Annotated in this window: 23 protein-coding genes and 1 pseudogene; 13 read left to right on the top strand and 11 right to left on the bottom strand. The window is 62.2% G+C overall.

Annotated features, from left to right (window positions below; all coding sequences use genetic code 11):
• Positions 1-172 precede the first annotated feature (172 nt).
• Complete coding sequence (locus AMK00_RS15840; RefSeq protein ID WP_064809531.1) at positions 173-1,120, top strand: IS110 family transposase; 948 nt, start codon at positions 173-175, stop codon at positions 1,118-1,120.
• Positions 1,121-1,172: 52 nt separating this feature from the next.
• Here AMK00_RS15840 and map read toward each other — a convergent pair whose 3' ends face one another.
• The 5 genes from map to AMK00_RS15865 all read right to left on the bottom strand — a co-directional run bounded on the left by map (position 1,173) and on the right by AMK00_RS15865 (position 5,539).
• Complete coding sequence (map, locus tag AMK00_RS15845; RefSeq protein WP_064811024.1) at positions 1,173-1,931, bottom strand: type I methionyl aminopeptidase; 759 nt, start codon at positions 1,929-1,931, stop codon at positions 1,173-1,175.
• Positions 1,932-2,013: 82 nt separating this feature from the next.
• Positions 2,014-3,075, bottom strand: a complete 1,062-nt coding sequence (locus tag AMK00_RS15850; protein WP_064804210.1) for an LLM class flavin-dependent oxidoreductase — start codon at positions 3,073-3,075, stop codon at positions 2,014-2,016.
• Positions 3,076-3,342: 267 nt separating this feature from the next.
• Entirely contained in the window at positions 3,343-3,810 is a 468-nt protein-coding gene (locus AMK00_RS15855; RefSeq protein ID WP_064811025.1) for an SRPBCC family protein, read from the bottom strand.
• 98 nt (positions 3,811-3,908) lie between these two features.
• Positions 3,909-5,168 carry an RNA polymerase sigma factor gene (locus AMK00_RS15860; RefSeq protein WP_064804214.1) on the bottom strand — a complete coding sequence of 420 codons (1,260 nt, stop codon included), beginning with the start codon at positions 5,166-5,168 and terminating at the stop codon, positions 3,909-3,911.
• Complete coding sequence (locus tag AMK00_RS15865) at positions 5,165-5,539, bottom strand: YciI family protein (protein ID WP_064804216.1); 375 nt, start codon at positions 5,537-5,539, stop codon at positions 5,165-5,167. The genes AMK00_RS15860 and AMK00_RS15865 overlap by 4 nt, the downstream gene beginning before the upstream one ends.
• On the opposite strand from AMK00_RS15865, the gene AMK00_RS33040 reads away from it, so the two are divergent.
• Positions 5,510-5,959 carry a ribbon-helix-helix domain-containing protein gene (locus AMK00_RS33040; protein WP_237350410.1) on the top strand — a complete coding sequence of 150 codons (450 nt, stop codon included), beginning with the start codon at positions 5,510-5,512 and terminating at the stop codon, positions 5,957-5,959. The two genes, AMK00_RS15865 and AMK00_RS33040, sit on opposite strands and share 30 nt — an antisense overlap.
• Before the next feature lie 64 nt (positions 5,960-6,023).
• Positions 6,024-6,125: pseudogene (locus AMK00_RS33585) on the top strand (type II toxin-antitoxin system RelE/ParE family toxin); the annotation flags it as partial.
• Positions 6,126-6,272: 147 nt separating this feature from the next.
• Here AMK00_RS33585 and glpK read toward each other — a convergent pair.
• Positions 6,273-7,766, bottom strand: a complete 1,494-nt coding sequence (gene glpK / locus AMK00_RS15875; RefSeq protein ID WP_064811026.1) for a glycerol kinase GlpK — start codon at positions 7,764-7,766, stop codon at positions 6,273-6,275.
• A gap of 256 nt (positions 7,767-8,022) precedes the next feature.
• Between glpK and AMK00_RS15880 the strand changes: the two genes are divergently transcribed.
• From AMK00_RS15880 to xdhC, 4 genes are all read left to right on the top strand, one after another.
• The gene (locus tag AMK00_RS15880) at positions 8,023-8,799 is read left to right on the top strand and encodes a 3-hydroxybutyrate dehydrogenase (protein WP_064811027.1); all 777 of its coding nucleotides are present in this window, start codon (positions 8,023-8,025) and stop codon (positions 8,797-8,799) included.
• Positions 8,800-8,825: 26 nt separating this feature from the next.
• On the top strand, positions 8,826-10,289 hold the full coding sequence (xdhA, locus tag AMK00_RS15885; RefSeq protein ID WP_064811028.1) for a xanthine dehydrogenase small subunit: 1,464 nt from the start codon (positions 8,826-8,828) through the stop codon (positions 10,287-10,289).
• Between the two features lie 217 nt (positions 10,290-10,506).
• Complete coding sequence (xdhB, locus tag AMK00_RS15890; protein WP_064811029.1) at positions 10,507-12,846, top strand: xanthine dehydrogenase molybdopterin binding subunit; 2,340 nt, start codon at positions 10,507-10,509, stop codon at positions 12,844-12,846.
• Positions 12,847-12,927: 81 nt separating this feature from the next.
• Positions 12,928-13,743, top strand: coding sequence for a xanthine dehydrogenase accessory protein XdhC (gene xdhC / locus AMK00_RS15895; protein ID WP_064811030.1), 816 nt, complete (start codon positions 12,928-12,930; stop codon positions 13,741-13,743).
• On the opposite strand, the gene AMK00_RS15900 is transcribed toward xdhC, so the two are convergent.
• Positions 13,719-13,922, bottom strand: coding sequence for a hypothetical protein (locus AMK00_RS15900; protein ID WP_064804226.1), 204 nt, complete (start codon positions 13,920-13,922; stop codon positions 13,719-13,721). The two genes, xdhC and AMK00_RS15900, sit on opposite strands and share 25 nt — an antisense overlap.
• A gap of 101 nt (positions 13,923-14,023) precedes the next feature.
• On the opposite strand from AMK00_RS15900, the gene AMK00_RS15905 reads away from it, so the two are divergent.
• Positions 14,024-14,920 (top strand): LysR substrate-binding domain-containing protein, encoded by an 897-nt coding sequence (locus tag AMK00_RS15905; RefSeq protein ID WP_064811031.1) that lies wholly within the window; start codon positions 14,024-14,026, stop codon positions 14,918-14,920.
• Between the two features lie 54 nt (positions 14,921-14,974).
• On the opposite strand, the gene AMK00_RS15910 is transcribed toward AMK00_RS15905, so the two are convergent.
• The gene (locus AMK00_RS15910) at positions 14,975-15,307 is read right to left on the bottom strand and encodes a hypothetical protein (RefSeq protein WP_011426364.1); all 333 of its coding nucleotides are present in this window, start codon (positions 15,305-15,307) and stop codon (positions 14,975-14,977) included.
• Positions 15,308-15,643: 336 nt separating this feature from the next.
• Here AMK00_RS15910 and AMK00_RS15915 point away from each other — a divergent pair, with 336 nt between their 5' ends.
• From AMK00_RS15915 to AMK00_RS15925, 3 genes are all read left to right on the top strand, one after another.
• A complete protein-coding gene (locus AMK00_RS15915; protein ID WP_064811032.1) occupies positions 15,644-16,882 on the top strand; it encodes a urate hydroxylase PuuD in 1,239 nt (412 codons plus the stop codon).
• Positions 16,879-18,189: a guanine deaminase gene (gene guaD / locus AMK00_RS15920; protein WP_064811033.1), complete on the top strand. Its 1,311-nt coding sequence runs from the start codon at positions 16,879-16,881 to the stop codon at positions 18,187-18,189. The genes AMK00_RS15915 and guaD overlap by 4 nt, the downstream gene beginning before the upstream one ends.
• Before the next feature lie 102 nt (positions 18,190-18,291).
• Entirely contained in the window at positions 18,292-19,434 is a 1,143-nt protein-coding gene (locus AMK00_RS15925; protein ID WP_064804234.1) for an alpha-hydroxy acid oxidase, read from the top strand.
• On the opposite strand, the gene AMK00_RS15930 is transcribed toward AMK00_RS15925, so the two are convergent.
• Genes AMK00_RS15930 through AMK00_RS15940 form a run of 3 tightly spaced genes read right to left on the bottom strand, consistent with a single transcriptional unit; the run spans position 19,415 to position 22,999 of the window.
• The gene (locus tag AMK00_RS15930; protein ID WP_064811034.1) at positions 19,415-19,879 is read right to left on the bottom strand and encodes a hypothetical protein; all 465 of its coding nucleotides are present in this window, start codon (positions 19,877-19,879) and stop codon (positions 19,415-19,417) included. The genes AMK00_RS15925 and AMK00_RS15930 overlap by 20 nt on opposite strands.
• A complete protein-coding gene (locus AMK00_RS15935; RefSeq protein WP_064811035.1) occupies positions 19,876-21,204 on the bottom strand; it encodes a phosphatase PAP2/dual specificity phosphatase family protein in 1,329 nt (442 codons plus the stop codon). Before AMK00_RS15935 ends, AMK00_RS15930 begins: the two co-directional genes overlap by 4 nt.
• Positions 21,205-21,214: 10 nt before the next feature.
• On the bottom strand, positions 21,215-22,999 hold the full coding sequence (locus AMK00_RS15940; RefSeq protein WP_064811036.1) for a bifunctional alpha/beta hydrolase/class I SAM-dependent methyltransferase: 1,785 nt from the start codon (positions 22,997-22,999) through the stop codon (positions 21,215-21,217).
• Between the two features lie 195 nt (positions 23,000-23,194).
• On the opposite strand from AMK00_RS15940, the gene AMK00_RS15945 reads away from it, so the two are divergent.
• Positions 23,195-23,806 carry a CDP-alcohol phosphatidyltransferase family protein gene (locus AMK00_RS15945; protein ID WP_064811037.1) on the top strand — a complete coding sequence of 204 codons (612 nt, stop codon included), beginning with the start codon at positions 23,195-23,197 and terminating at the stop codon, positions 23,804-23,806.
• Between the two features lie 182 nt (positions 23,807-23,988).
• Positions 23,989-25,128 (top strand): PspA/IM30 family protein, encoded by a 1,140-nt coding sequence (locus AMK00_RS15950; protein WP_123876216.1) that lies wholly within the window; start codon positions 23,989-23,991, stop codon positions 25,126-25,128.
• Positions 25,129-25,133 lie beyond the last annotated feature (5 nt).

A 25,133-nucleotide genomic window follows, 5' to 3' on the forward strand; every position in this document is an offset into this window, starting at 1 on the left:
TCCAAGAGAGCCTCATCCTTGTACGTTGCCGTTGCTGTATAGTGGGGTTGCGCGACGGGGATGCGTGTCATCCCTGGGTTTTGAACTCGTGCCTCAGCGAGCATCTCCGTCGCCATGTCTTCGCTCGAACGGTTGATTGGGCCTTGAGCCCGCGTTGCAAGGAGGAGCACCCATGCGTATCCCGCAAGCTTTCATGGTCGGCATCGATGTCTCGAAAGCCCATTTCGACGTGGCCGTCGAGGGCAAAAGCGCCGTTGGCCGCTTTGACAACGACGCGCCGGGCCGGACCGCGCTGGCGACGGCGATAGCCGGCGCCGAGCTGGTCGTCGTCGAGGCCACCGGCGGTTACGAGATGGCGATCGTCAGGGCGCTGATGGCCGCCGGTATTCCCATCGCCGTCGTCAATCCCCGCCAGGTGCGCGATTTCGCCAGGGCCAGCGGGCGGCTGGCCAAGACCGATCAGGTCGACGCCCGCGTCATTCTCCACTTCGCCAGAGCGATGCGGCCGGCACAGATCCCCCATATCGACGACGGCCGCATCGCGCTTGCTGCCCTCGTCGCCCGCCGCCGGCAGCTCATCGACATGGCGGTCGCCGAGAAGAACCGCCTCGAACATGCCCCGCAAGCCGTCGCCGCGCTGATTGGCGAGACCCTCGCCGCCCTCAAGAGCCAGCTCGCCCGCGTCGATGCCGCCATCGCGCTTGCCATCGAGGCCGAGCCCGACATGGCCGCACGCCGCGACCTGCTGCTGACCGTGCCAGGCATCGGCGAGGTCGGCGCCGCCGTGCTCATCGCCGAGCTGCCCGAACTCGGCGCCATCGACGACAAGAAGCTCGCAGCCCTCGTCGGCGTCGCCCCGGTCGCCCACGACAGCGGCACCTGGCGTGGCCAGCGCCACATCGCCGGCGGCCGCGCCACCGTCCGATGCGCTCTCTACATGGCAACGCTCTCGGCCATCCGTTGCAGCCCGGCCATCAAGGCCTTCCACAAAAGACTGCGCGATGCCGGCAAACCACCCAAGGTCGCCCTCGTCGCCGCCATGCGGAAATTCATCGTCATGATCAACACGATTATCAAAAGACGAACCCCATGGAGCGAACCCCAACAACACGGTTGCTGAGGCGCCCCGTAGGGGGCTCGAAGGACGAGGCGGGTGCGCTGACGATGAAACCCTACCCCCGCCCATCCGGCAAGGTCAGAATCACCGGTCCGTTCCGCGTCGCAACCACCGTGTGCTCAAATTGCACGGTCGGCGCCTTCGGATCGGCATAGAGCGTCCACGCATCGTCGCCGCCTTCGGCCCAGGTCGCGCCGAGCGAAAGAAACGGCTCGACGGTGAAGACGAGGCCATCCGTCATCACGCGTTTTTCCGAAGGGTCCGGCCAGGTCGAGAGCTCGGCCGGCTCCTCGTGCAGCGAGCGGCCGACGCCGTGGCTCGCTAGATTGGCGACCAGCGTGTAGCGGTTCTTCTGCGCGAAAGCGCCGACGGCGGTGCCGATCTTTGCCAGCGGCTCGCCCGCTTTCACCTGATTAAGCCCCACCCAGAGCGCCCGCTTGCCGTCGCGGCAGAGGCGTTCGATCTTCGGCTTGACCGGCGGCATCGCAAAGGAAGCGCCGGTATCGGCGAAGAAGCCATCCTTTTCCGCCGAGACGTCGATATTGATCAGGTCTCCGGCCTGGATGACACGCGCGCCTGGAATGCCGTGGGCGATTTCTTCGTTGACGCTGATGCAGGTCGCGCCGGGAAACTGGTAGCAGAACTCCGGCGCCGAGCGCGCGCCGGAATTCTCGAGCACCTTGCGGCCGATCCGGTCGAGCTCGAGCGTCGTCATGCCGGGCTCCATCGCCGCCGCCATCACCTGGATGGCGTTGGCGCAGATCCGGCCGATCTCCTTGAGCTTTGTCAGTTCATCGTCGTTTGCGATTACCATTCGTCTCTTCCGGCCTTGCGCGGGACGGCCGCAGCCGTCTTGGAGCACGCGTCCGGGAGGACGCGCTGAGGAGTTGCGCTGATTAGGCCGTCGCTTTCGCCCCTTCACCCCTTTCAGTCAATGCCTTTCTGACGATCGGCGCGACTTTCGTCCCGTAGAGTTCGATGCCGCGCATGATCTGCTCATGCGGCATCAGGCCGATCGCCATCTGCAGCAGGAAGCGGTCGTTCTTGAATATCGCATGATGGGCGATGATCTTTTCCGCAACCGCCTCCGGATCGCCGAGGAAGAGCGCGCCGTTCGGCCCGCGCGACAGATCGAAATGCGCTCGGCTCGTCGGTCCCCAGCCGCGCTCGCGGCCGATACGGTTCATCACCTCGGCCTGCGGGCCGTAGAACTGGTCAGCGGCTCTCTCCGTCGTGTCGGCGATGAAGCCATGGACATTGATGCTGGTCTTCAACTTCGCCTGATCCTGCCCTGCCCGGCGCGCAGCCTCGCGGTAGAGATCGAAGAGCGGCGCGAAACGGCGCGGCTCGCCGCCGATGATCGCGAGCGCCACCGGCAGTCCGAGCGCCCCGGCGCGCGCCACAGACTGCGGTGTGCCGCCGACCGCGACCCAGAGCGGCAGCGGATCCTGCAATGGCCTGGGATAGACGCCGCGCCCACGGATCGGCGCGCGAAGCTCGCCCTCCCATTCCACCGTCTCGCTGTCGCGCAGCGCAAGGAGGAGATCAAGCTTCTCTTCGAAAAGCTGGTCGTAATCCTCGAGATTGTAGCCGAACAGCGGGAAGGACTCGATGAAAGAGCCACGCCCTGCCATGATCTCGGCACGGCCGTTGGAAATCAGATCAAGCGTCGAAAACTGCTGGAACACACGCACCGGATCATCGGAGGAGAGCACAGTCACGGCGCTGGTCAGCCGGATGTTTTTTGTCTTGACGGCCGCGGCGGCCAGCGCCACGGTGGGGGCCGATACCGCATAATCCGGCCGATGATGTTCGCCGAGTCCGAAGACGTCGAGCCCCACCTGATCGGCAAGCTCGATCTCCTCGATCAGATGCTTCAGCCGCTCGGCCCCCTCAGCTCCCTTACTGCGGGAGGGATTGGGATTGACATCGGCGAATGTGTAAAGACCCAGTTCCATCGTCGGCATCCTGTTGAACTCGATCCGGAGATAAGGACCGGCGGCGGCGAACGCAAATACAAAGTCTGGAACAGAATGTTCGAGAGTTTCGATAGTGTCTGGGGCTAATGGCAGCGTGGCCAGTCGACAGGGACACTGGCCCACCCAAGCCACCAATTCGAATCTGATTCAACGACTTACAAGCCTCAGCGGAATCATCCTCCAAACGGCTTCACGCCGCACTTGAAGCTTGAAGACGGCGCGGCCTTCACCACGCCGTCCCGACACTCAGATCTTCGCCAGCAATTCCGCCAACTGGTCGGCGGCCTTGCCCCATCCCTCGTGAAAACCCATCTTCTCGTGCGCGTCCTTGTCCTCGGCGCGCCAGTGCAGCGCCTTGGCCGTATATTTCGTCCTGCCATTGCCGAGGTCCTCGAGCAGGATGACACCGGTGAAGAACGGTTTTTCGGCAGGCACCCAGGCGCTGCTATAGGCGTCGGTGAAGACGATCTTCTCGTTCTCGACGAGTTCGAGATAGACACCCCGATTTGGATAGAGGTTGCCCTCGGGATCTTGCATGACGACGACATTGGAGCCGCCGGGGCGGACATCCAGCGTCGCATCCGCGACACCCCAGGGGCGCGGTACGAACCACTGCTTCAGCAGCTCGGAATCGGTCCACGCCTTATAGATCTTCTCGCGCGGGGCATCGAATTCGCGAACAAGGACGAGTTCATGTTGCGTACTGGCGGTCATTTCAACATCTCTCCGTTTGAGTGAAATCCGTTTGGTTTCAGGTTGTTACAAGGACGTGTCAAACTTCGCCGTTCCGACAGCGCGCCAATTTTCCTGACTTAATTTGCAATCGGCTGCGCCGCCTCTTCCTGCATCTTGTCGATCTGCCGGCGGATATGGGCGGCTTCCGCCGCCGAATGGGCAAGCGCGATGGCATGGTCGAAGGCTTCGCGCGCCTGGCTGGTCAGACCAAGCTGCTTCAGTAGCCCGCCCCGCAGACCGTGATAATAGAAATAGCCCCCGAGCTTCTCTCCGAGCGGATCGATGAGATCCAGCGCCTCCTGCGGCCCGCGCAGCTTAGAAACAACGACCGCGCGATTGAGCGTTACGACGGGCGACGGCTGAACACGTTCCAGCGCGCGGTAGAGCAGATCGATTTCCACCCAGTCCGTATCTTCGGCGCGTTTCGCGCGGGAATGGATGGCGGCGATGGCCGCCTGAAGCTGGTAGGGGCCGGGTTGGCGGTGGCGCAGCGCCTTGTCGAGGAGCGCCAGGGCCTCATTGATGAAAAGCTGGTTCCAGAGAGAGCGGTCCTGATCCTCGAGCAGCACGATCTCGCCTTCGGCGCTGAAGCGCGCCGGGCGGCGCGATATCTGCAGAAGCATGAGCGCAAGCAACCCCATCAACTCCGGTTCGGACGGAAAGATGTGCAGCATCAGGCGTCCCAGCCGGATCGCCTCATCGCTGAAGGCGGCCGCCTCATGCCTGGGATCGGCCTGGCTGTAGCCCTCGTTGAAGATGAGATAGATCATCGTGCTGACGATCGAGAGACGCTCGGCCCTCTCCTCAGGGCTTGGCGTTTCGAAAGGCACGCCGGCCTTGGCGACGCGCGCCTTGGCCCGGGTGATGCGTTGCTCCATGGCGCTTTCGGAGACCAGGAATGCGCGCGCGATCTGCGTCACCGAAAGGCCGGACACGATGCGCAGCGCCAGCGCGATCTGCTGGGTCGCCGGCAGATCGGGATGGCAGCAGATGAAGAGAAGCCGCAGGATATCGTCGCGATAATTGGAATCATCCAGCCGCTCGACAATGTCGCTTTCGGTATCCTCAGTATCGGAAATGACGTCCTCATCCGGCAGCGCCTGAAGCTTCGACCGTTTGCGCACCGCATCGATACCGCTGTTGCGACCGACGAAAATGAGCCAGGCCGTCGGATCGCGCGGCGGTCCCTTTTCCGGCCATGTCCGGATCGCCCTGAGGCATGCCTCCTGGAACGCCTCTTCCGCGGTATCGAGATCGCGGAAATAGCGCAACAGCGCGCCGAGCGCCTTCGGGCGGGCAGAGGCAAGCGCGAGGTCGATCCAGGCAATGTCGGTCATGATGCAGCATCTCCCGGCCTGAACACGTAGAAAGGCCGAATTTCGTAAGAGGTGGAGCCGGGATTGACGGCGGATAGCTGTTTCGAGAAGGCGACTGCCTCGTCGAGCGTATCGAAATCAACCACGTAGAAGCCGAGAAGCGCCTCTTTCGTTTCCGCGAACGGCCCATCGATGACGAGAGCTTCGTCCTTGCCCTTGCGCACGGTCGTCGCCGCCGTCGTCGGCATCAGCCGGCCGACAGGCCCCAGCTTGCCGGCTTTGGCAAGCGGCTCCTGCACGGCGTAAAGCTTTTCCATGACGGCAGCCTCCTCCTCCTTGCTCCAGGCGAAGACGGTTTCCTCATGGGCGTAACAAAGGATTGCATAAAGCATCGGTCACTCCTCTTTCCGAATGACGAAGGAGTAACCGCTTACCCGACAGACCGCATCAAAAAATTATTGACGAAGTGGAAGCGCCATCATGCTGCTATCAGCAAGAATGAGGATGCCTCCGTCGCTAAGAAAAATTGTTATTTCTTGTTAGACGCGTTTGTAATTCAGGCCATGAGAACCCTGACGATTTCCCTTTCCCCTCAACAAATCGCGCGTCTTCACAATGCGGTGGAGTCGGGAGCCTATGCCACCAATAATGAGGTCATACGCGATGCGCTTCGCCTGTGGGAACAGCGAGAGGAAGCCAGGCAGATGGAAATGAGCCGCCTCAAGAAGGCCTATGACGGGCTTGGCAAGCGGCAAAGGCCGCGAGGTCGACGCAGCCACGCTTTTGGCAGAGTTGAAGGCGAAAGCCCGTAAGTGTGGCTAGATATATTCTCAGTCCCCCCGCGCCGAGGAAGATTTACGCGATATCTGGCGTTCCATCGCGCCAGACAATGACCCGGCGGCCGACGCCCTTCTCATCCGGATCCTGGAAAAGGTGGAGCTTGCCGCCGAGCACCCGCACATGGGCTCGCCACGCCCTGAGTTGAGTCCGACAGCGCGGATTCTCATTGAAGGGCGCTATATCGCAATCTACGAACCCATGCCTTACGGCATCTTCGTCGCTGCAGTGGTATACGGCCCGCGATGTCGAGAACTGGTTGAGCTGACAGGAACACCTGTCCTTTCGTCACCCCTCGCTCAATGTCCGCCTGACCGCGTTCTTCCAGCCCTTGAGCTTTGCCGTCCGCGCCTTCTCGTCCATGTCAGGCTCGAACCGCCGATCGCGTTTCCACGTCGCCGAAAAGCCGTCCCTATCAGGCCATACCCCCGCCCGGCTGCCGGCGAGCCAGGCCGCGCCCAGCGCCGTCGTCTCCAGGATCACCGGGCGGTCGACCGGGGCGTCGAGCAGGTCGGCGAGGCGCTGCATCGTCCAGTCGGAGGCGACCATGCCGCCGTCGACGCGCAGCACCGTATCCTCGGCACCGTTCTTCCAGTCCTTCTGCATGGCGTCGAGCAGGTCGCGGGTCTGGTAGCAGACGGCTTCGAGCGCCGCGCGAGAAAGCTCCGCTGGACCACTGTTGCGCGTCAGCCCGAAAATCGCGCCGCGCGCCTGGGCATCCCAATATGGCGCGCCAAGCCCGGTGAAGGCCGGGACGAGATAGACCTCCTGCGTCGGATCGGCCTTTTCGGCAAGCACATTGGTTTCGGCGGCACTACCGATGACGCCGAGCCCGTCGCGCAGCCACTGCACGGCCGCACCCGCGATGAAGATCGAACCTTCGAGCGCATAGGTCGTCTCGCCGTTCAGGCGGTAGGCAATGGTGGTCAGCAGCCGGTTTTTCGAGCGCACCATATCGGCGCCGGTATTGAGCAGCGCAAAGCAGCCGGTACCGTAAGTCGATTTCAGCATGCCGGGCGCAAAGCAGGCCTGACCGATGGTCGCCGCCTGCTGGTCGCCGGCGGCGCCGAGAATCGGGATTTCGCCGCCAAAAATCTCCGGATCGACCATGCCGAAATCGGCGGCGCAGTCCTTGACCTCAGGCAGCATGGCGGCCGGCACTCTCAGAATGTCGAGCAGATCCTCGTCCCATGCATTTTCGGCAATGTTGTACATCAGCGTGCGTGAGGCATTGGTCGCGTCGGTCACGAAGCTCTTGCCGCCGGTCAGCCGCCAGATCAGGAACGTGTCGATCGTACCGAAGCAGAGATCGCCTCTGGCCGCACGCGTCCGCGCCCCCTTCACGTTGGCGAGCATCCAGGAGAGCTTCGTACCGGAGAAATAGGGATCGAGGATGAGGCCGGTTTTCCTGGTAAAAACCCGCTCCAGATCCTGCCGTTTCAGGTTGTCGCAATAGCTTGCTGTGCGCCGGTCCTGCCAGACGATGGCATTTTGGATCGGCCGGCCGGTCTCGCGCTCCCAGACGACCACGGTCTCGCGCTGGTTGGTGATGCCAAGCGCGGCGATGTCCTTCGCCGTCAGCTTCGCTTCGCGTAGCGCCATCTTGACGGTGGCGACGACCGAATCCCAGATCTCCTCAGGGTCATGCTCGACCCAGCCGGAGCGCGGATAGATCTGGGTGAATTCCTTCTGGCCCTTGCCGACGACCTGCATGTCGCCATCAAAAACAATCGCCCGTGTCGACGTCGTTCCCTGATCGATCGCCAGAACATATCCGCTCATGAAATCCCTCTCCCTAGAGCAATTCCAGCAAAAGTGCGCCGCAGTTTTGGGTCCGGAATTGCGTGGAACAAAGAGATAGAGCATTTCCGTGATTCGGAGAAAAACGGAAATGCTCCACGCCGATTATCATGACAAATCAATAGGACACGGATGCGAGCGAGAAAAGCCAATAAAGCGGAATTGCCAGCCAGTCGGCTTTGGGAATAACCTCGCGGCTAACGCTGCGACGCAGCATCGGCATTCAGGGAGAAACAGCATGAGCAGATCAGTCGTCGTCACCGGTTCCACCAGCGGCATCGGCCTTGCGATCGCCACCGCCTTCGCCGAAGCCGGCGACAATATTGTCATCAACGGTTTCGGAAACGCCGATGAAATCAAGGCGATCGTCGCGCGGCTTGAATCATTGTCGAAAGGCGGGGCGATCTACCATTCGGCCGACATGACCAAGCCCGCCGAGATCGCCGACCTGATCGAAACGGCGGCAAAGACCTTCGGCACCGTCGACGTCCTCGTCAACAACGCCGGCATTCAGCATGTCGAGAAGATCGAGGATTTCCCGACCGAGAAATGGGATCAGATCATCGCCATCAATCTGTCGAGCTCCTTTCACACCATGCGCGCCGCCATTCCGCTGATGAAGGCTAGGAAGCATGGCCGCATCATCAACATCGCCTCGGCCCACGGGCTCGTCGCCTCCCCCTTCAAATCCGCCTATGTCGCGGCAAAGCATGGTATATTAGGCCTTACGAAGACAGCGGCGCTGGAACTTGCCGAATTCGGCGTGACGGTCAACGCCATCTGCCCCGGCTACGTGCTGACGCCGCTCGTCGAAAAGCAGATACCCGATACCGCCAAGGCGCGCGGCATGACCGAGGAGCAGGTGAAGAGCGAGGTTATCCTCAAGGCGCAGCCGACGCGTGAATTCGTCAAGGCCGAGGAGATCGGCGCGCTGTCGCTCTACCTTGCGAGCGATGCCGCCCGCCAGGTGACCGGAACCCACATCTCGATTGACGGTGGCTGGACGGCGGCTTAACCATTGGAAAAACAACCGGGAATATCATGAACGACAGCATTCGCTTCATTCTCAATGGCGAGGACATCGACCTTACCGATGTCGGGCCAACCGAGACGCTTCTCGATTTTCTGCGGTTGAAGCGGCGCCTCACCGGCACCAAAGAGGGATGCGCGGAGGGCGATTGCGGCGCCTGCACCGTGCTCGTCGGGCGGCTAGCAGACGGCAAGCTCGCCTATGAATCCGTCAATGCCTGCATCCGCTTCATGGGGTCGCTGCACGCCACGCACGTGGTGACGGTCGAGCATCTGGCCGGCCGGGACGGTGCGCTGCATCCGGTGCAGCAGGCGCTGGTCGATTGCCACGGCTCGCAATGCGGCTTCTGCACGCCGGGCTTTGTGATGTCGCTCTATGGTCTGTGGCTGACGAAGGAAAAACCCAGCCGCCGCGAGATCGAAAAGGCATTGCAAGGCAATCTCTGTCGCTGCACCGGCTACGAGCCGATCGTCAAGGCCGCCGAGCAGGTGAGCCTGATGCGGCCGAGCGCGCTGTTCGACCCGCTGGAGCGCACGCGCTCGGAAATCATCGCACGGCTCTGGGCCATGCAGGCGAGCGGCACCATCCGGATTGCCAAAGGCGAAGACCGTTTGATCGTGCCGGCTTCGGTCCAGGCACTGGCCGAAGTTCTCTCGCAGGAGCCCGAGGCAATCGTCGTTGCCGGCTCGACCGATGTCGGCCTCTGGGTGACGAAACAGATGCGGCGGCTGAGCCCGGTCGTCTTCATCAACCAGCTGAGCGAATTGCAGTCGGTCACCGAAAGCGAGGACGGTGTCACCATCGGCGCCGGCGTCAGCTACACCAAGGCCTTCGAAGCGATCACCCGGAAAATCCCGGCGCTCGGGCGGCTGATCGACCGCATCGGCGGCGAGCAGGTGCGCAACATGGGCACGATCGGCGGCAACATCGCCAATGGTTCGCCGATCGGCGACAGCCCGCCGCCCTTGATCGCCCTCGGCGCGACGCTGACGCTGCGCTCCCTGGAAGGCCAGCGCAAAATCCCCCTCGAAGACTTCTTCATCGCCTACGGCAAACAGGACCGCAAACCCGGCGAATTCGTCGAAAGCGTCTTCGTGCCCTATCCCGCCAACAGCCACTTTGCGGCTTACAAGATCACCAAGCGCCGGGACGAGGACATCACCGCCGTGCTCGGCGCCTTCCTGCTGACCCTCGACGACGCGGAGATCGTCACCGACATCCGCATCGCCTACGGCGGCATGGCGGCAACGCCGAAACGAGCCCGTATGGTGGAGGCCGAACTGATCGGCAAGCCGTGGATTGAAGCAACGGTCGAGGCCGCCCGCCCTGCCTTCGACACCGATTTCCAGCCGCTCACCGACTGGCGCGCCACGGCGGAATACCGCCAGCTGACGGCGAAGAATTTGTTGACGCGGTTCTACCTCGAGACTATCGGCGCGCCGGCAGAGCTAAAGCGGTTCGAGGAGGTAGCGTGATGGTTTGCTTCACTAATCGGCCTTCTGCCACCAGCATTTTGCCCCTCCTCCTAACCCTCTCCCCGCTTGCGGCGAGAGTGGACGTGCGTCCCACAATGTTTGCGAGAGGAAGAGGCGGTGCGGCATACACCTTCTCCCCGTCAGAACGGGGAGAAGGTGGCGGCAGCCGGATGAGGGGCCACCGCGCGAACGGAGCCAGCCGTGGAGGACACCGCTGATGGACAAGTCCACTTTCGAAGACCCCAAAGTCGTCATCTCAGGCTCCATGCACGGTTCGCTGCGCCATGATTCCGCGCATAAGCACGTTACCGGCGCTGCCGATTACATCGACGACATCCCTGAACCCGCCGGCCTGCTGCACGGTGCGCTCGGCCTCTCCGACCGGGCGCATGCCGAAATCGTCAACATCGATCTTTCCGCGGTCGCCGCCTATCCCGGCGTGGTCTGGGTCTTCACCGGCAAGGACGTGCCCGGCGTCAACGACACCAGTTCCAACGGCAGCCATGACGAGCCGCTGCTTGCCGAAACCTTGGTTCAGTTCCACGGCCAACCGATCTTTGCCGTCATCGCCGAGACGCGCGAGGCCGCCCGCCGCGCCGCTCGGTTGGCGAAGATTGACTATCGCGACCTGCCGCACTGGAGCGATATCGACGGCGCGCTCGCCAATGGCAGCCCGCTGGTCATCACGCCGATGACGCTGCAGCGCGGCGAGCCGGAAACGGAAATGCCGAATGCCGCCATGCGTCTGAAGGGCCGCATGCGCATCGGCGGACAGGAGCATTTCTATCTCGAAGGCCATATCGCCGTGGCGATCCCCGGCGAGGATGACGAGGTCACCGTCTGGTCCTCGACGCAGCATCCGAGCGAGATCCAGCATATCGTCGGTCACATGCTCGACATCCCGTCCAACGCCGTGACCGTCAACGTACGCCGCATGGGCGGCGGCTTCGGCGGCAAGGAAACCCAGGGTAACCAGTTCGCAGCCCTTGCGGCGATCGCCGCCAAGAAGCTAGATCGCGCCGTCAAATTCCGCCCGGACCGCGACGAGGACATGAGCGCCACCGGCAAGCGCCATGACTTCCTCGTCGATTACGAGGTGGGCTTCGACGCCGAAGGCCGCATCCACGCCGTCGATGCAACATATGCGGCCCGCTGCGGCTTTTCCTCCGACCTCTCGGGACCGGTGACCGACCGCGCGCTTTTCCATGCCGATTCCAGCTATTTCTATCCCCATGTGCATCTGCAGTCGAAACCCTTGAAGACGCACACCGTCTCCAACACCGCCTTCCGCGGCTTCGGCGGGCCGCAGGGCATGCTCGGCGCCGAACGTTTCATTGAGGAGATCGCCTACGCCCTCGGCAAGGATCCGCTCGATGTCCGCAAGTTGAATTTCTATGGCCAGCCAGGCTCCGGGCGCACGCTCACCCCTTACCATCAGGAGGTCGAGGACAACATCATCGCCCGTGTCGTCGAGGAGCTGGAGGAAACCGCCGAATATCGGGCGCGGCGCAACGCCATCATCGGCTTCAACCGCGACAGCCGCTACATCAGAAAAGGCATCGCACTGACGCCGGTCAAATTCGGCATCTCCTTCACCATGACCGCCTTCAACCAGGCCGGCGCCCTCGTCCATATCTATCAGGACGGCTCGATCCACCTGAACCACGGCGGCACCGAAATGGGCCAAGGCCTCTACACGAAGGTGGCGCAGGTGCTGGCCGATAGTTTCCAGGTCGATATCTCCAGAGTGAAAATCACCGCGACGACGACGGCCAAGGTGCCGAATACATCGGCCACCGCCGCCTCTTCCGGCTCGGACCTGAACGGCATGGCGGCCTTTGATGCCGCCCGCCAGATCAAGGAACGTCTGGTGGCCTTTGCCGCCGAAAAATGGGAGGTGGCGCCTTCCGAGGTCGTTTTCCTTCCGAACCGCGTGCGCGTCGGCGAGATCGAGATCTCCTTCCCCGATTTCATCAAGCAGGCCTATTTCGCCCGTGTCCAGCTTTCCGCCGCCGGCTTCTACAAGACGCCGAAGATCCACTGGGACCGCAAAGCCGGGCGCGGGACGCCCTTCTATTATTTCGCCTATGGCGCCGCCTGCACCGAGGTCTCAATCGATACGCTGACCGGCGAATATCTGATCGACCGCACCGACATCCTCCACGATGTCGGCCGCTCGCTGAACCCGGCAATCGACCTCGGCCAGGTCGAAGGAGCCTTTGTGCAGGGCCTGGGTTGGCTGACGACGGAAGAGCTCTGGTGGGACGACAAGGGCCGGTTGCGCACCCATGCCCCATCGACCTACAAGATCCCGCTCGCCTCCGACCGTCCAAAAATCTTCAACGTGCGGCTTGCCGAATGGTCGGAGAATGCCGAAGCCACGATCGGCCGCTCCAAGGCGGTCGGCGAACCGCCCTTCATGCTGGCGATCTCGGTGCTGGAAGCCCTGTCGATGGCGGTGGCGAGCGTCGCGGATTACAAGGTCTGCCCGAGGCTGGACGCCCCGGCGACGCCGGAGCGGGTGCTGATGGCGGTGGAGCGGATGAAGCGGGTGTAGGATGCGTCCGGCTGATTTGTTGTTTGGGCAGGACCGGCGGAGAGGGGGTGCCGCAGCCACATACCCATCGGTTGTCTTCCCATGACCGACCTCCACACCTTCCTCGCCGCCCACCCAGAGAGCGTCCTCGTCGACATCACCGGCACGCAAGGCTCCACCCCGCGCGAGGCCGGCGCCTTCATGCTCGTCTCGCCAACCACATTGTGGAGCACCATCGGCGGCGGCCAGTTCGAGTTCATGGCAATCGCAAATGCACGTGAGATGCTGGCTGGAACCGGCGGAGCCCTTACCATGGACATCCCGCTCGGCCCAGAAATCGGCCAGTGCTGCGGCGGGCGCACGCAACTGCGGTTTCGGCGGCTGACGAAGGCGCTGACGGATGAGCTCGAGGCAAGGCTTGCCGGCGAGATCGAGCGCCTGCCGGAGGTCTTTCTCTTCGGTGCCGGCCATGTCGGCCGAGCGCTGGCGGCAGCCCTTGCGCCGCTGCCGCTGTCGGTGACGGTCGTCGAAACGAGACAGCAAGAACTCGCCGACCTGCCGGATGAAACCAAGGCCCGGCTCGTGCCAATGCCGGAAGCGTTGGTGAAAGATATTCCCGCCGGCGGCGCGGTCGTCATCCTGACCCATGACCACGCGCTTGATTTCCTCATCGCCCGCGAGGCGCTGGAGAGAACCGACCTCGCCTATACCGGCATGATCGGTTCGGCGACCAAACGCGCCACCTTCGCAAGCTGGCTTTCGCGCGAAGGCGGCGGCGAGCGCGGCTGGATGGAGCGGCTGACGCTGCCAATCGGCGGCTCCGCGGTCAGCGACAAGCGCCCGGAAGTGATCGCCGCGATGACCACCGCCGAGATCCTGACGGCACTCGCGACCTACCGCATGCGCTCGTCCTCGTAATAGGGATCACGCCCGTCGAGAAAACCGAGGTCGCGTTTGACGCGGTCCGGTGTGGCGGAAAGATCGAGCCGCGGCAGACGGCAGAAGCGATTCGCGCTGCCTGACAACCAGCCGGCAAGGCGCAGGAAAACGCTGCTGATCTGTTGCGGCCGGCTCTCTTCAATAGCATGGCAATCCATGACGTCACCTCGTCAGATTGATGGTATGAGTTGCAGTCTGTCGCTAAAAATGCTGCAATTCCAATCGAACGACCGTCTGCCTGCATCAAGAGAACTTATCCATGAAACTGTCGAAACAATTTCCGCTGAATGCGCTGCGCGTCTTCGAGGCCGCCGCCCGGCTCGGCAGCTTCACCAAGGCGGGCGACGAACTTGGCATGACGCAGACGGCCGTCAGCTATCAGGTCAAATTGCTGGAGGAGAATGTCGGCGAGCCGCTCTTCCTGCGCCGCCCGCGCCAGATCGCGCTGACGGAGACCGGCGAGCGGCTGGCGCCGAAGGTGACTGAAGCCTTCGCCATGCTGCATGACGCCATGGCGACGGCGCGCGACAGCGTCGAAGGCACGCTCGCCATCAGTTCGACCCATACCTTCGCGTCGAAATGGCTGGCGCCGCGCCTCGGCTCCTTCCATTTGAAGCATCCGGCGATCGCGGTTCGGTTTCAGGCGACCTCCGACATCATCGACTTCGCCCGCGAGCAGATCGACGTCGGCATCCGCTGGGGCGACGGCGACTGGCCGGGGCTGACGCTGCACCGGCTGATGGGACTTGAATTCACTCCGATGCTGAGCCCGAAACTGGCGGAATCGGCAGGCGGCATCAGGGAGCCGCGCGATCTCCTGAAATTCGACCTCTTCGACGCCGGGGACATTTGGTGGAAACAATGGTTCGAGGCAGCCGGCGTCACGGAGACGGATCTCGACCGGCGCCCGCGCAACCAGCTCGGCTCGCAGGCGGTGGAAGCCGATGCGGCGATCGCCGGTCACGGCGTCGCCATCCTTCATCCGGCCTTCTACGCGGCCGAAATCGCACTCGGCCGGCTCTATCAGCCTTTCGAACTGACCCGCAGCGACGGCAAAGCCTACTGGCTCGCCTATCCTGAAAATCGCCGCAACGTGCCGAAGATCAAGGCCTTCCGCAATTGGATCCTGGAAGAGATGAAAGCCGCCGGAAGTTAATCCGGCAAACACGTCAGGGCCAATCACGCCGAACCGGACTTGCTAGATTCGGCTTCAAAACCCCATTTCCGGCGCGTAGAAGCAGCGCGGCGTGTTCTCGTTGGGGAACAGACAGAGGTGATAATCACCATCGCCGGACTGCATCGCCTTCGTCATCGGCAGCAGAAAAACGTGAGCATGCGTCACCAGCCTGTGGTCGCCCGGCATCAGCGTCACACGATATCCGTTTGGTGTCACCGCGACGCTTTTCGACGGAATCATCTGGCAATCGCCATTATGACTGTCGCCATTGCAACAATAGGGGTCATAACTCCACCCCGAAGGTGCGTCGTGAGCCATCGCCAACGATGCGTATGCCATCATCACACACGTCAGAATGCTGCGCATGGGCATCTCTCCGTCGATGAATGCGCCGCCGATATCCAACGGTTCTTATTATTTCATGCCGGCGGCCTGCAAATCTAACTGTATCCGCGCATCCTAGTTTCAAGATCCGCTAATTTTAGCAAATCCAATATGAGACAGTAATAATGCACGGCCTTCTCGGCAGCTTTTAGGCACGGAACGACATATCGACGATGTGCGTTCCGTTGATCATTCCGTTGCTCCCTTGAGCTATCGCCATTACGAAAACCGACAGGCATGTGCGGTTCTTCAATCTTCTCTTCCCTCCCCGGCAAAATTTTCGCAATGTCACGAGTCGGAGGAAGATAGGGGAACTCGATGTATGAATATGCCATAGCATGGGAGTGGCTGGCCTTCGCGGCGCGCTGGTTCCATGTCATCACCGCGATCGCCTGGATCGGATCGTCCTTCTATTTCATCGCGCTTGATCTCGGACTGGTGAAACGCCCGCATCTGCCGCCCGGCGCCTATGGCGAGGAATGGCAGGTCCACGGCGGCGGCTTCTATCACATCCAGAAATATCTGGTGGCGCCCGCGCAAATGCCGGAGCACCTGACCTGGTTCAAATACGAAAGCTATTTCACCTGGATCTCCGGCTTTCTCATGCTCTGCATCGTCTATTACGGCGGTGCCGACCTCTTCCTCATCGACCGGCATGTGCTCGATATCGGCCCGCCGGTTGCAATCCTGATCTCGCTGGCATCGCTCGCCTTCGGCTGGCTCGTCTATGACCTGCTCTGCAAGTCGCCGCTTGGACGAAATACATGGGGTCTGATGGCGGTGCTCTATGTGGTGCTCGTCTTCATAGCCTGGGGCTATACGCAGCTTTTCACCGGCCGCGCCGCCTTCCTGCATCTCGGCGCCTTCACCGCGACGATCATGTCGGCCAATGTCTTCATGATCATCATCCCCAATCAGAAGATCGTCGTCGCCGATCTGATCGCCGGCCGTACGCCCGATCCGAAATACGGCCAGGTCGCCAAGCAGCGTTCGCTGCACAACAACTACCTGACCCTGCCCGTCATCTTCTTCATGCTGTCGAACCATTATCCGCTCTCCTTCGGAACACAGTTCAACTGGGTGATTGCGGCGCTGGTCTTCCTGATGGGCGTCACCATCCGCCACTGGTTCAACACCACCCACGCGAGGAAAGGCCGCCCGACCTGGACATGGATCGTCACCACCATCCTCTTCATCCTGATCATGTGGCTTTCGACTGTGCCGAAGCAGCTGACGGGCGAGACGGGTGCGGCCGCAGTCGCGCCCGCCTTCCAGCAATTCGCCGGAAATCCGCATTTTCCGGCCGTCAAGCAACTGGTCTCGACGCGCTGTTCCATGTGCCATGCCGCCGAGCCCGCCTATGAAGGCGTCGTGCGGCCGCCGAAGGGCGTGATGCTCGAAAACGACGCAGAAATTGCCGCCCGTGCCCGAGAAATCTATATACAGGCGGGCCGCAGCCATGCCATGCCGCCCGGCAACGTGACCGATATTACGCCGGACGAACGCAGGCTGCTCGTCGCCTGGTTCGAAAGCGCAGTCGAAGGCAAGAAACAATGACGACGACACTTCTCCGCGGCCGCCTCCTCTCTTTCCATCGCGCGCCGCTGAGTCTCGCCGACAGCCAGAGTTATCTCTACGAGGAAGACGGTGGCCTGCTGATCGAGGACGGGCTGATCGCAGCAGTCGGCCCCTATGCCGACGTCAAGGCGAAAGCCGCCGAGGGCGCGGCCGAGATCGACCACCGCCCGCATCTCATTATGCCCGGCTTCATCGACATGCACCTGCATTTTCCGCAGATGCAGGTGATCGCCTCCTATGCCGCCAACCTGCTCGAATGGCTGAACACCTATACTTTCCCGGAGGAATGCCGCTTCGTCGAGAGCGCGCATGCGCAAAGGATCGCCACACATTTCTACGATGAACTGATCCGCCACGGCACGACGACGGCGGTCGCCTACTGCTCCGTGCACAAGACCTCGGCTGACGCCTTTTTCGCCGAGGCGATGAAGCGCAACATGCGCATGGTCGGCGGCAAGGTGATGATGGACCGCAACGCCCCGCAGGGCCTGCTCGACACGCCGGAGATGGGTTATGACGAGACCCGCCAGGTGATAGCGGACTGGCACGGCAAGGGCCGCAACCACGTTGCCATCACCCCGCGCTTCGCCATCACCTCGACGCCGGCGCAGATGGAGGCGACTTCGGCGCTGGCCCGCGAATTTCCCGACCTGCACATCCAGACGCATCTTTCGGAAAACCACGACGAGATCAAATTCACCTGCGAGCTCTATCCCGAGGCGATCGACTATACCGACATCTACGCCCGCTACGGCCTGCTCGGGCCGAAAAGCCTGTTTGGCCACGCCATCCACCTGTCCGAACGCGAGGCCGACGTCATGAGCGAGGCCGGCGCCGTCGCCGTCCATTGCCCGACCTCGAACCTTTTCCTCGGTTCCGGCCTGTTTCCACTGAAGGCGCTGACGCGGCGCCAAAAACCGGTCCGCATCGGCGTCGCCACCGATATCGGCGGCGGCTCCAGCTATTCGATGCTGAAAACCATGGACGAGGCCTACAAGATCCAGCAGCTGCTCGGCGAACGGTTGAACCCGCTGGAAAGCTATTATCTGATGACCCGCGGCAATGCCGAGGCGCTGTCGCTCGCCGACCGGATCGGCACGCTGGAACCCGGCACCGAAGCCGACCTCGTCGTCCTCGACGCGGCCGCGACCCCGGCCATGGCGCTGAAGATGGAAACGGTGAAGACCCTGCCCGAAGAACTCTTCCTCATGCAGACGATGGGTGACGACCGGTCGATCGCGGAGACTTACGTGGCGGGCGTCGCTTTGAAAGCGGTGCTTCGATGACGCCTCTGTTGCTCCCAAGCCTGACACGGCAGATTCCCCATAAACTCATGCGAATTTCATGCTACGGACGATAGCCGCGTTCAGATGTGAAGGGTTCCATTCATGGCCACTCCGCTCACCATCGCCGATCTGAAAAAGCTCGCGCAGCGCCGCGTGCCGAAAATGTTTTTCGACTATGCGGATTCGGGCGCCTGGACGGAATCCACCTATCGGGCGAATGAGAGCGATTTCGGTGAGATCAAGCTGCGCCAGCGCGTGCTGGTGGATATGACCAATCGCACGCTCGAAACGACGATGATCGGCCAGAAAGTGTCCATGCCGGTTGCTCTTGCGCCGACCGGCATGACCGGTATGCAGCATGCCGATGGCGAGATGCTGGCGGCGCGCGCGGCGGAAGAATTCGGCGTTCCCTTCACGCTTTCGACGATGAGCATCTGCTCAATCGAGGACGTCGCCTCAGTGACGACGCGCCCCTTCTGGTTCCAGCTCTATGTGATGAGGGACAAGGATTTCGTCCTCGACCTCATCCGCCGCGCCAAGGCGGCGAAATGCTCGGCGCTGGTGCTGACGGCCGACCTGCAGATCCTCGGCCAGCGCCATAAGGACCTGCGCAACGGTCTCTCGGCCCCGCCGAAATTGACCGCGAAACATATCTGGCAGATGGCAACCCGGCCTTCCTGGTGCCTTGATATGCTGCAGACGAAACGCCGATACTTCGGCAATATCGTCGGCCATGCAAAGAACGTTGCCAATGTCGCCTCAGTGCCCAAGTTTGCGCACGAGCAATTCGACCCGCGGCTGTCCTGGGCTGATATCGCCTGGATCAAGGAGCAATGGGGCGGCCCGCTGATCATCAAGGGGATCCTCGATCCGGAAGACGCGAAGGCTGCGGCCGATACCGGCGCCGATGCGATCATCGTCTCGAACCACGGCGGCCGTCAGCTCGACGGCGCCCCCTCGTCGATCAGCATGCTGCCTGCGATCGTCGAGGCTGTCGGCGATCGCATCGAAGTCCATCTCGACGGCGGCATCCGCTCCGGCCAGGACGTGCTGAAGGCCGTGGCGCTCGGCGCGAAGGGCACCTATATCGGCCGCGCCTTCCTCTATGGGCTCGGCGCCATGGGCAAGGACGGCGTCACGCTGGCGCTCGACATCATTCGCAAGGAGATGGACATCACCATGGCGCTCTGCGGCAAGCGCGACATCAACGACGTAAACGCGTCGATCATATCAGGGCGAAGCTGAGAGAAGTCGGCAGCGCCTGGCCGTCGCTCGCATTGAACAGAAGGATCGCGAAAATCACGAGATAGATGGCGAGCGCAAAACGCTGCCGCCAGACGATGCGGCGCGATCCGGCAATCCGCCTCTCGAGGCCACGCGCGGCCCCGTCAAACTTGCGAAGCTGCATTCGGGACAGCACGTCGTCGACAGCGGCGAGACCTGCAGCCTCTGTCTCGTGGCTCGACGCGAGGCGGAACAACAGCGCATCGAAGAGGAGATGGATCGCCAGCGCAAGGACGATCCCGCAGAAAAAGAGCATCAAGAGCCAGCCGAGCGCGGGAGCGAAGCCTCGATATCCCGCGAGAATCGGGCCGGCGGTCAGCGGCAACAGCGCCGTCAGCCCGCAGACGATCGAATTGCGGCCGAGACTTCGCGCCGCCGCCGAGGCCGTGGCATTCCATTGCGTCATTGCAAGCCCTCCGTCACCGCATGGATGCTTTCTTCGGGCAGATGAACACGCCGCCCCGCCCGTTCGATCAGCCGCAGCGCTTCGGCCGGATTTTCACAACGTCGGCTGATGAGCAGCCAATGCACGATGACGCCGGCGCTCCGCTGGAAACCGAGCGCACAGCAGACGAGGACCGGCCCCTGGTGACGCGCGATCTCGATGAGGTTCGCCGCTGCTCGCGTCTGAATCTTGTCGAGGCCCGTAAGATCAAGGGTCGGAAAGCTGCACCAACGCGCAAGCGTCCCGCTTGGGCGCTGAAGTTCACCGGTAATGTCGATCACCGTGGCAAAACGGTCGGCCTCGTGGCGACGCGGAAAACGGCCGAGATGGACGCCGTCAGCGATCACCACGGATGACGGCATTTTCCGGGTCCAGAGCCAAACGTTGATGACAGCGCCGAGCCGGTAGGGTGCCAACAGCCAGCGGCTGGTCAGTGCGGCTCGGCCATCGGCGCGTTTCAGGAATATTTGCGGACCGGCGCCGAAATACCCGACCGCGACGATCGCCAGTGCAACGGCCGGCCAGAGCAACAGAAGTGCTGCCGCCGACAGAGGAGTAAAGAGCGTCGCAAGGCCGAGAAACGCCACGGTGCCGCACAGATAGTAGATGCCGAGTCGGCGCGACTTCGGATCTCCGCTCAAAGCGAAATTGGCGAGAGGGGAAACCGCATTGCGCGGGAAAAGCCAGGTGGCAAGCAGGCCGAGCAGCACGCCCGTCGGTATGTCCATGACGTGATGCTGCCACGTCGTCAGCACGGAGACGCCGATGAGGAAGCACCAGAAATGCCAGAGAAGCCGCATCCTCCGCGGCAGCCAGCCGCGCAGATGGTCCCAGATCACCACCAGCAGCGCGATATGCAGCGACGGCGCCTGGTTGAACGGCTTGTCGAAGCCGCCGAGGACGGCGAACATGAAACCCGGCAGGCCGCTCGTTGCCGGCCGCACGAAGATTGCTTCGAGCGGAAACGCGATAAAGCAAGCGACCGCGATCAACTGGATCGTTAGATAACGCCGCGCGAGCCTATCCACGTCGCGCGGCGTCGTGTTGATGAACAGGCAGAGCCCGTAGAACAGATTGATCGACCAATATGGAATGATCGTCCATCCGAAGAACGGAATGGCGCTTTCCCATGCGAAGGCGATGTTCGGCACATGAGCGCGTTGCGACGCCAGCCAGTTGGCGCCGCCATAGCTCAGATAGAAGAACGGCGCCAGAAAGGCGAGCCAGAGCGCCGCCCGCTTCAGGACCGGCGCTGTCTGCGAAAGAGGAGAACGTGCCTGCCCCAAGGCTTTGCCCTCAAACTCTCTCGGCCAGGGAGACGGTGAAAATGCCCCACTGGTCGATGCGCTGTTCGATCTTGCGGAAACCGGCCGCGGCGACCAGTTGGTCCATTTCCTCTTGCGTGCGCCGCCGCATCACCCACGCCTGACCGCCACGGTGGGAGGTCAGCGCGCGGGCGATCATCTCCAGTTGCGGATGCCATGGCTGGTTGGTGTAGACGAGCAGGCCACCGGGCCGCATCGCGCGAGCGATCCCGTCGAGCGAAGCGGCGATCATCGCATTGTCGGAAAAGAGTTCATATAGGCCGGAGACGATCGCCAGATCCGGAGCCGGCACGATTGCAGCCAAGCCCTCGCCGTCAAAGGCATCCTGCTGGCGGAAGCTCACGAAATCACCAAGCCCACGCGCGGCAATGCTGTTGCGGCCGGCCTCGACATTGATCGGGGAATAATCCTGCAGCCGCGCACTATCGGGACGCACGGCAGCCGTCTCGATCGCATCGAGGATGTAACGGCCGTGACCGGCCGCGATGTCGAGCATATGGGTACTGCGGCCGGCTGCTTTCAGACGCTGCAGCCCTTGATCGATCAGTTCCTGCAAATGCAGCTTGCGCTGCCTGATGCCGCGCCAGCCGATCGCCTCGAGGAACACCTTGTCGATCAACCGCCCGCCGGGACCGAGCCCCCGCGGCTCGTTCTCGTAGACGTAATCGAGCGTCGAGCCGGAATCGAAGCCGGTCTTGACCCCGGTCCTTATGCCTTCGGAGACCAGTGCGCCGAGCCTGATGTTGAGGCGGCTGAGCGCCCAGTAGACGCCGCGTGGGGATGTGGCGTCCAGCGGGCTCGCCAGCCGGTCGGCCTCGTCCTTGGTATAGCCCTGGATATGGGCGGTGCGAAGGTCGGCGGGCGTCCGGGGCTCGGCGAAACGCGCATCGACAAAACGGCGGATCTCGGCGAGCGCAATCGCGCGGTCCTTTTCGCCAAGCGTGTCGTGGTAGAAGCCGGCAAGCACATGCCGTTCCTTGATGCGGCTGCCGAGGTTTTCGTAAAACCGGTGCTGCGGCGCGTGTCGCACCACCCAGTCGCTGCCGGAGATCAGCAACTGGGTCGGAACGGTGATGGCGCGGGCGTCGCTGACGACGCGGGCTGCCGCCTCATAGAGCTGCACCAGAATGTTGGAGGCAATCGGCCGGGTGATCATTGGGTCCGCTTCATAAGAGGCGATGCGTTCGGGATCATGCGTCAGAAACCTCGCCTTGACATAGGAATTGACGAAGAACGTTCCCTTCAGCTTTTCCCAGAGCGCAATGCCTTCCCTCGCAAACGGCACGTAGAGCTTGATGCTGAAGGCCGGTGAGGCCAGCACGAGCGCACGGATCGGCGGCGCATAGTCGTGCACCCAGGTGCTGGCCAGCACCGCGCCGACGCTCTGCGCAATGACGGCGATGTCTTCGACCGAAGTACCGCTGGTCTCGCTGACATGGCGGACGAAGCAATCGAGATCTCGCACCGAGGCGGCAAAGGATGGCGAATAGCCGCGCTCTCCCGGTGAACGCCCGTGGCCGCGTGCGTCCCAGGCGTAGAAGGCAAAATCACTAAGGCCGAGCTCGGTGGCGAGATGGGCGACGCGGCCGCTATGCTCGTGGCCGCGATGGAGAAGAATGATCGCGCCCTTCGCTACAGCGCCGGTCGCGGGCCACGTCCGATAAAACAGTCGAGTTCCGTCATGCGAGACAAATTCGGATTCACGCATTGATCTGACCGTCGAGGACGATTGCTCACTATCGGCAGTTTGCAGCACGGTCTTCTCCAATTCTGATTAATGGATGGGTTGCAACCAATGGCGGCAACAGTGATTTGCTTTTATTGCAAAAGTCTAGCTGCAAATGTAAGTCCTTGCGAAGATCGACATGACGTGGACTTCCTCACAAGTACGACGATCTGCACGTCCGAGCCGATAGACTATTACCATGCCACAAAATTCCACTGAGGTAGCATGTCCGTTTACCAATTGAAGTCCCGATTTCAGGATATTCTCCGCCCTCTGGTGCGCTCCCTGGCGGCGCGAGGCATTACCGCCAATCAGGTGACTTCAGTTGCTGCCGCCGTCTCGGTTGCACTTGGCCTTTTTCTGAGCATCGCTCCGCTTCCGCGTTGTTTTCTCTTGGTGCCTGTTTGGTTTCTCCTGCGCATGGGCCTCAATGCCATTGACGGCATGCTCGCACGCGAACATGGGCAGAAGAGCATTTTGGGCGCCTATCTCAACGAGATCGGTGACGTCATATCGGATGCCGCCCTGTATCTGCCGTTTGCGCTCATCGATCCGAACGGTATGATGCCGGCAATGGCCGTCATATTCCTCTCGGCGCTGACGGAATTTGCCGGTGTCCTAGGTCAAACGGTCGGGGCAAGCCGGCGTTACGACGGGCCGCTGGGCAAGAGCGACCGTGCGGTGCTTTTCGGCGCCCTCGGCCTCTTTGTCGCCGTTGGCGGTACGTTCGCAGCATGGACCTTCTGGCTTTGGGCAATGGTGGCTCTACTTCTCGTATGGACCATCATCAACCGTATCGGCGCCGGTATTCGTGAGGCGCACACGGCCGCCCGGTAGAGCGCGGACCGCCGACCGGCCGCTGGTTCTTCCACCGCCAATGTATTCCGGAAACTACGTCGAACACTGTTTCTTTCGAGTTGCTTCCCAAGCCTCTCTCCCGGTGCCTACATAGTAAAACAAGGTTGTATTTTTGGCGCGACCTCTTGAAAGCACAAAAGCGGTGCTTTATGTTTTATACTATGGCGAACACAGGTAAGACATCTCACCCATCGCTGCTGCGCTACACGCTGGCGCCTGATGACCAGTCCCGGCAGGCGCTGGATGACACCATTGCCGCCTATCGCAGGATGATCGACATCCTCGCCGAAATCATCGACGACAAGGCGGGCGCCAATCTCGTCGTCCTGCATGAGCTTGCCTATGAAACCGTCCGCGAACAGACGGGCCTGCCGGCACGGCTGGTGACGCTCGGGCTTCGCGATTTCGCCGCCAATCGCGGCGTGATCGCCGATCCGCCGCAGATGCCGCTCGACGACAAGCTTTTCGCCATCAAAGGACCTGCGGACCTGACCATCGCTACGGTGCACGGGCGCGTTGCCGTGCCCTTCGACGTCGCGGGTTATTCCAGGGGATGGGAGAGCATTTTTCCGGCCTATCTCGTTGCCGGCCCCGATCACTACGAGATTCACATCGGCGTCACGCCGAATTCCGCACGGATGGAGGAAAACATGACGAATGAAGGCATTCTTTCACGCATGGGCCGCCTGATCGCGGGCATCGCCAATGCGGCGATCGACAAGGCGGAAGGCGTTAACAAGATCGCGGTCATCGAACAGGCGATCCGCGAGATCGATGCGGCAGCGGACGAGGCCCGCACCGATCTCGGCAAGGCGCGCGCCGAGGAATACCGCATCCAGAGCCGCCGCGACGAAATCGTCGAAGACATGAGTGCGCTCGATGAGAAGATTCGCCTCGCCGTCTCCTCCGGGCGCGACGATCTCGCAAAGGCCGGCGTCGCCCGCCAGATCGATCTCGAATCCCAGATCGCGGCGCTCGACAAGGCCCTGGCCGATGCCAGGCAACAACTGGACGAAGGTCAGAAAGCCCTGCAGGCCGTGCTCGCCACGCGCCGCGAGGCCGATGCCCGCCTTGCCGATTTCAAGCGCAGCATCGCCAGGCATCCCGAAGACGCCGCACCCGGTCATAGCCGGCCCGCGCCGGGCGCCGATGCTGCCCGGGCTGCGGCGGCGGTCTCGCGGCTGACCGGCGTTCCTTCAGGCGACCATGGCCATAGTTCCGAACTGGACGAACTTGACCGGCTGCACCGCGAACAGGCGATCGAGGCGCGCCTCGCACGCTTCAAGGCGGATAACCGGTAACGCCG

Origin of the sequence: Rhizobium sp. N621 (assembly GCF_001664325.1) — a bacterium.
Taxonomy (GTDB): Bacteria; Pseudomonadota; Alphaproteobacteria; order Rhizobiales; family Rhizobiaceae; genus Rhizobium; species Rhizobium esperanzae.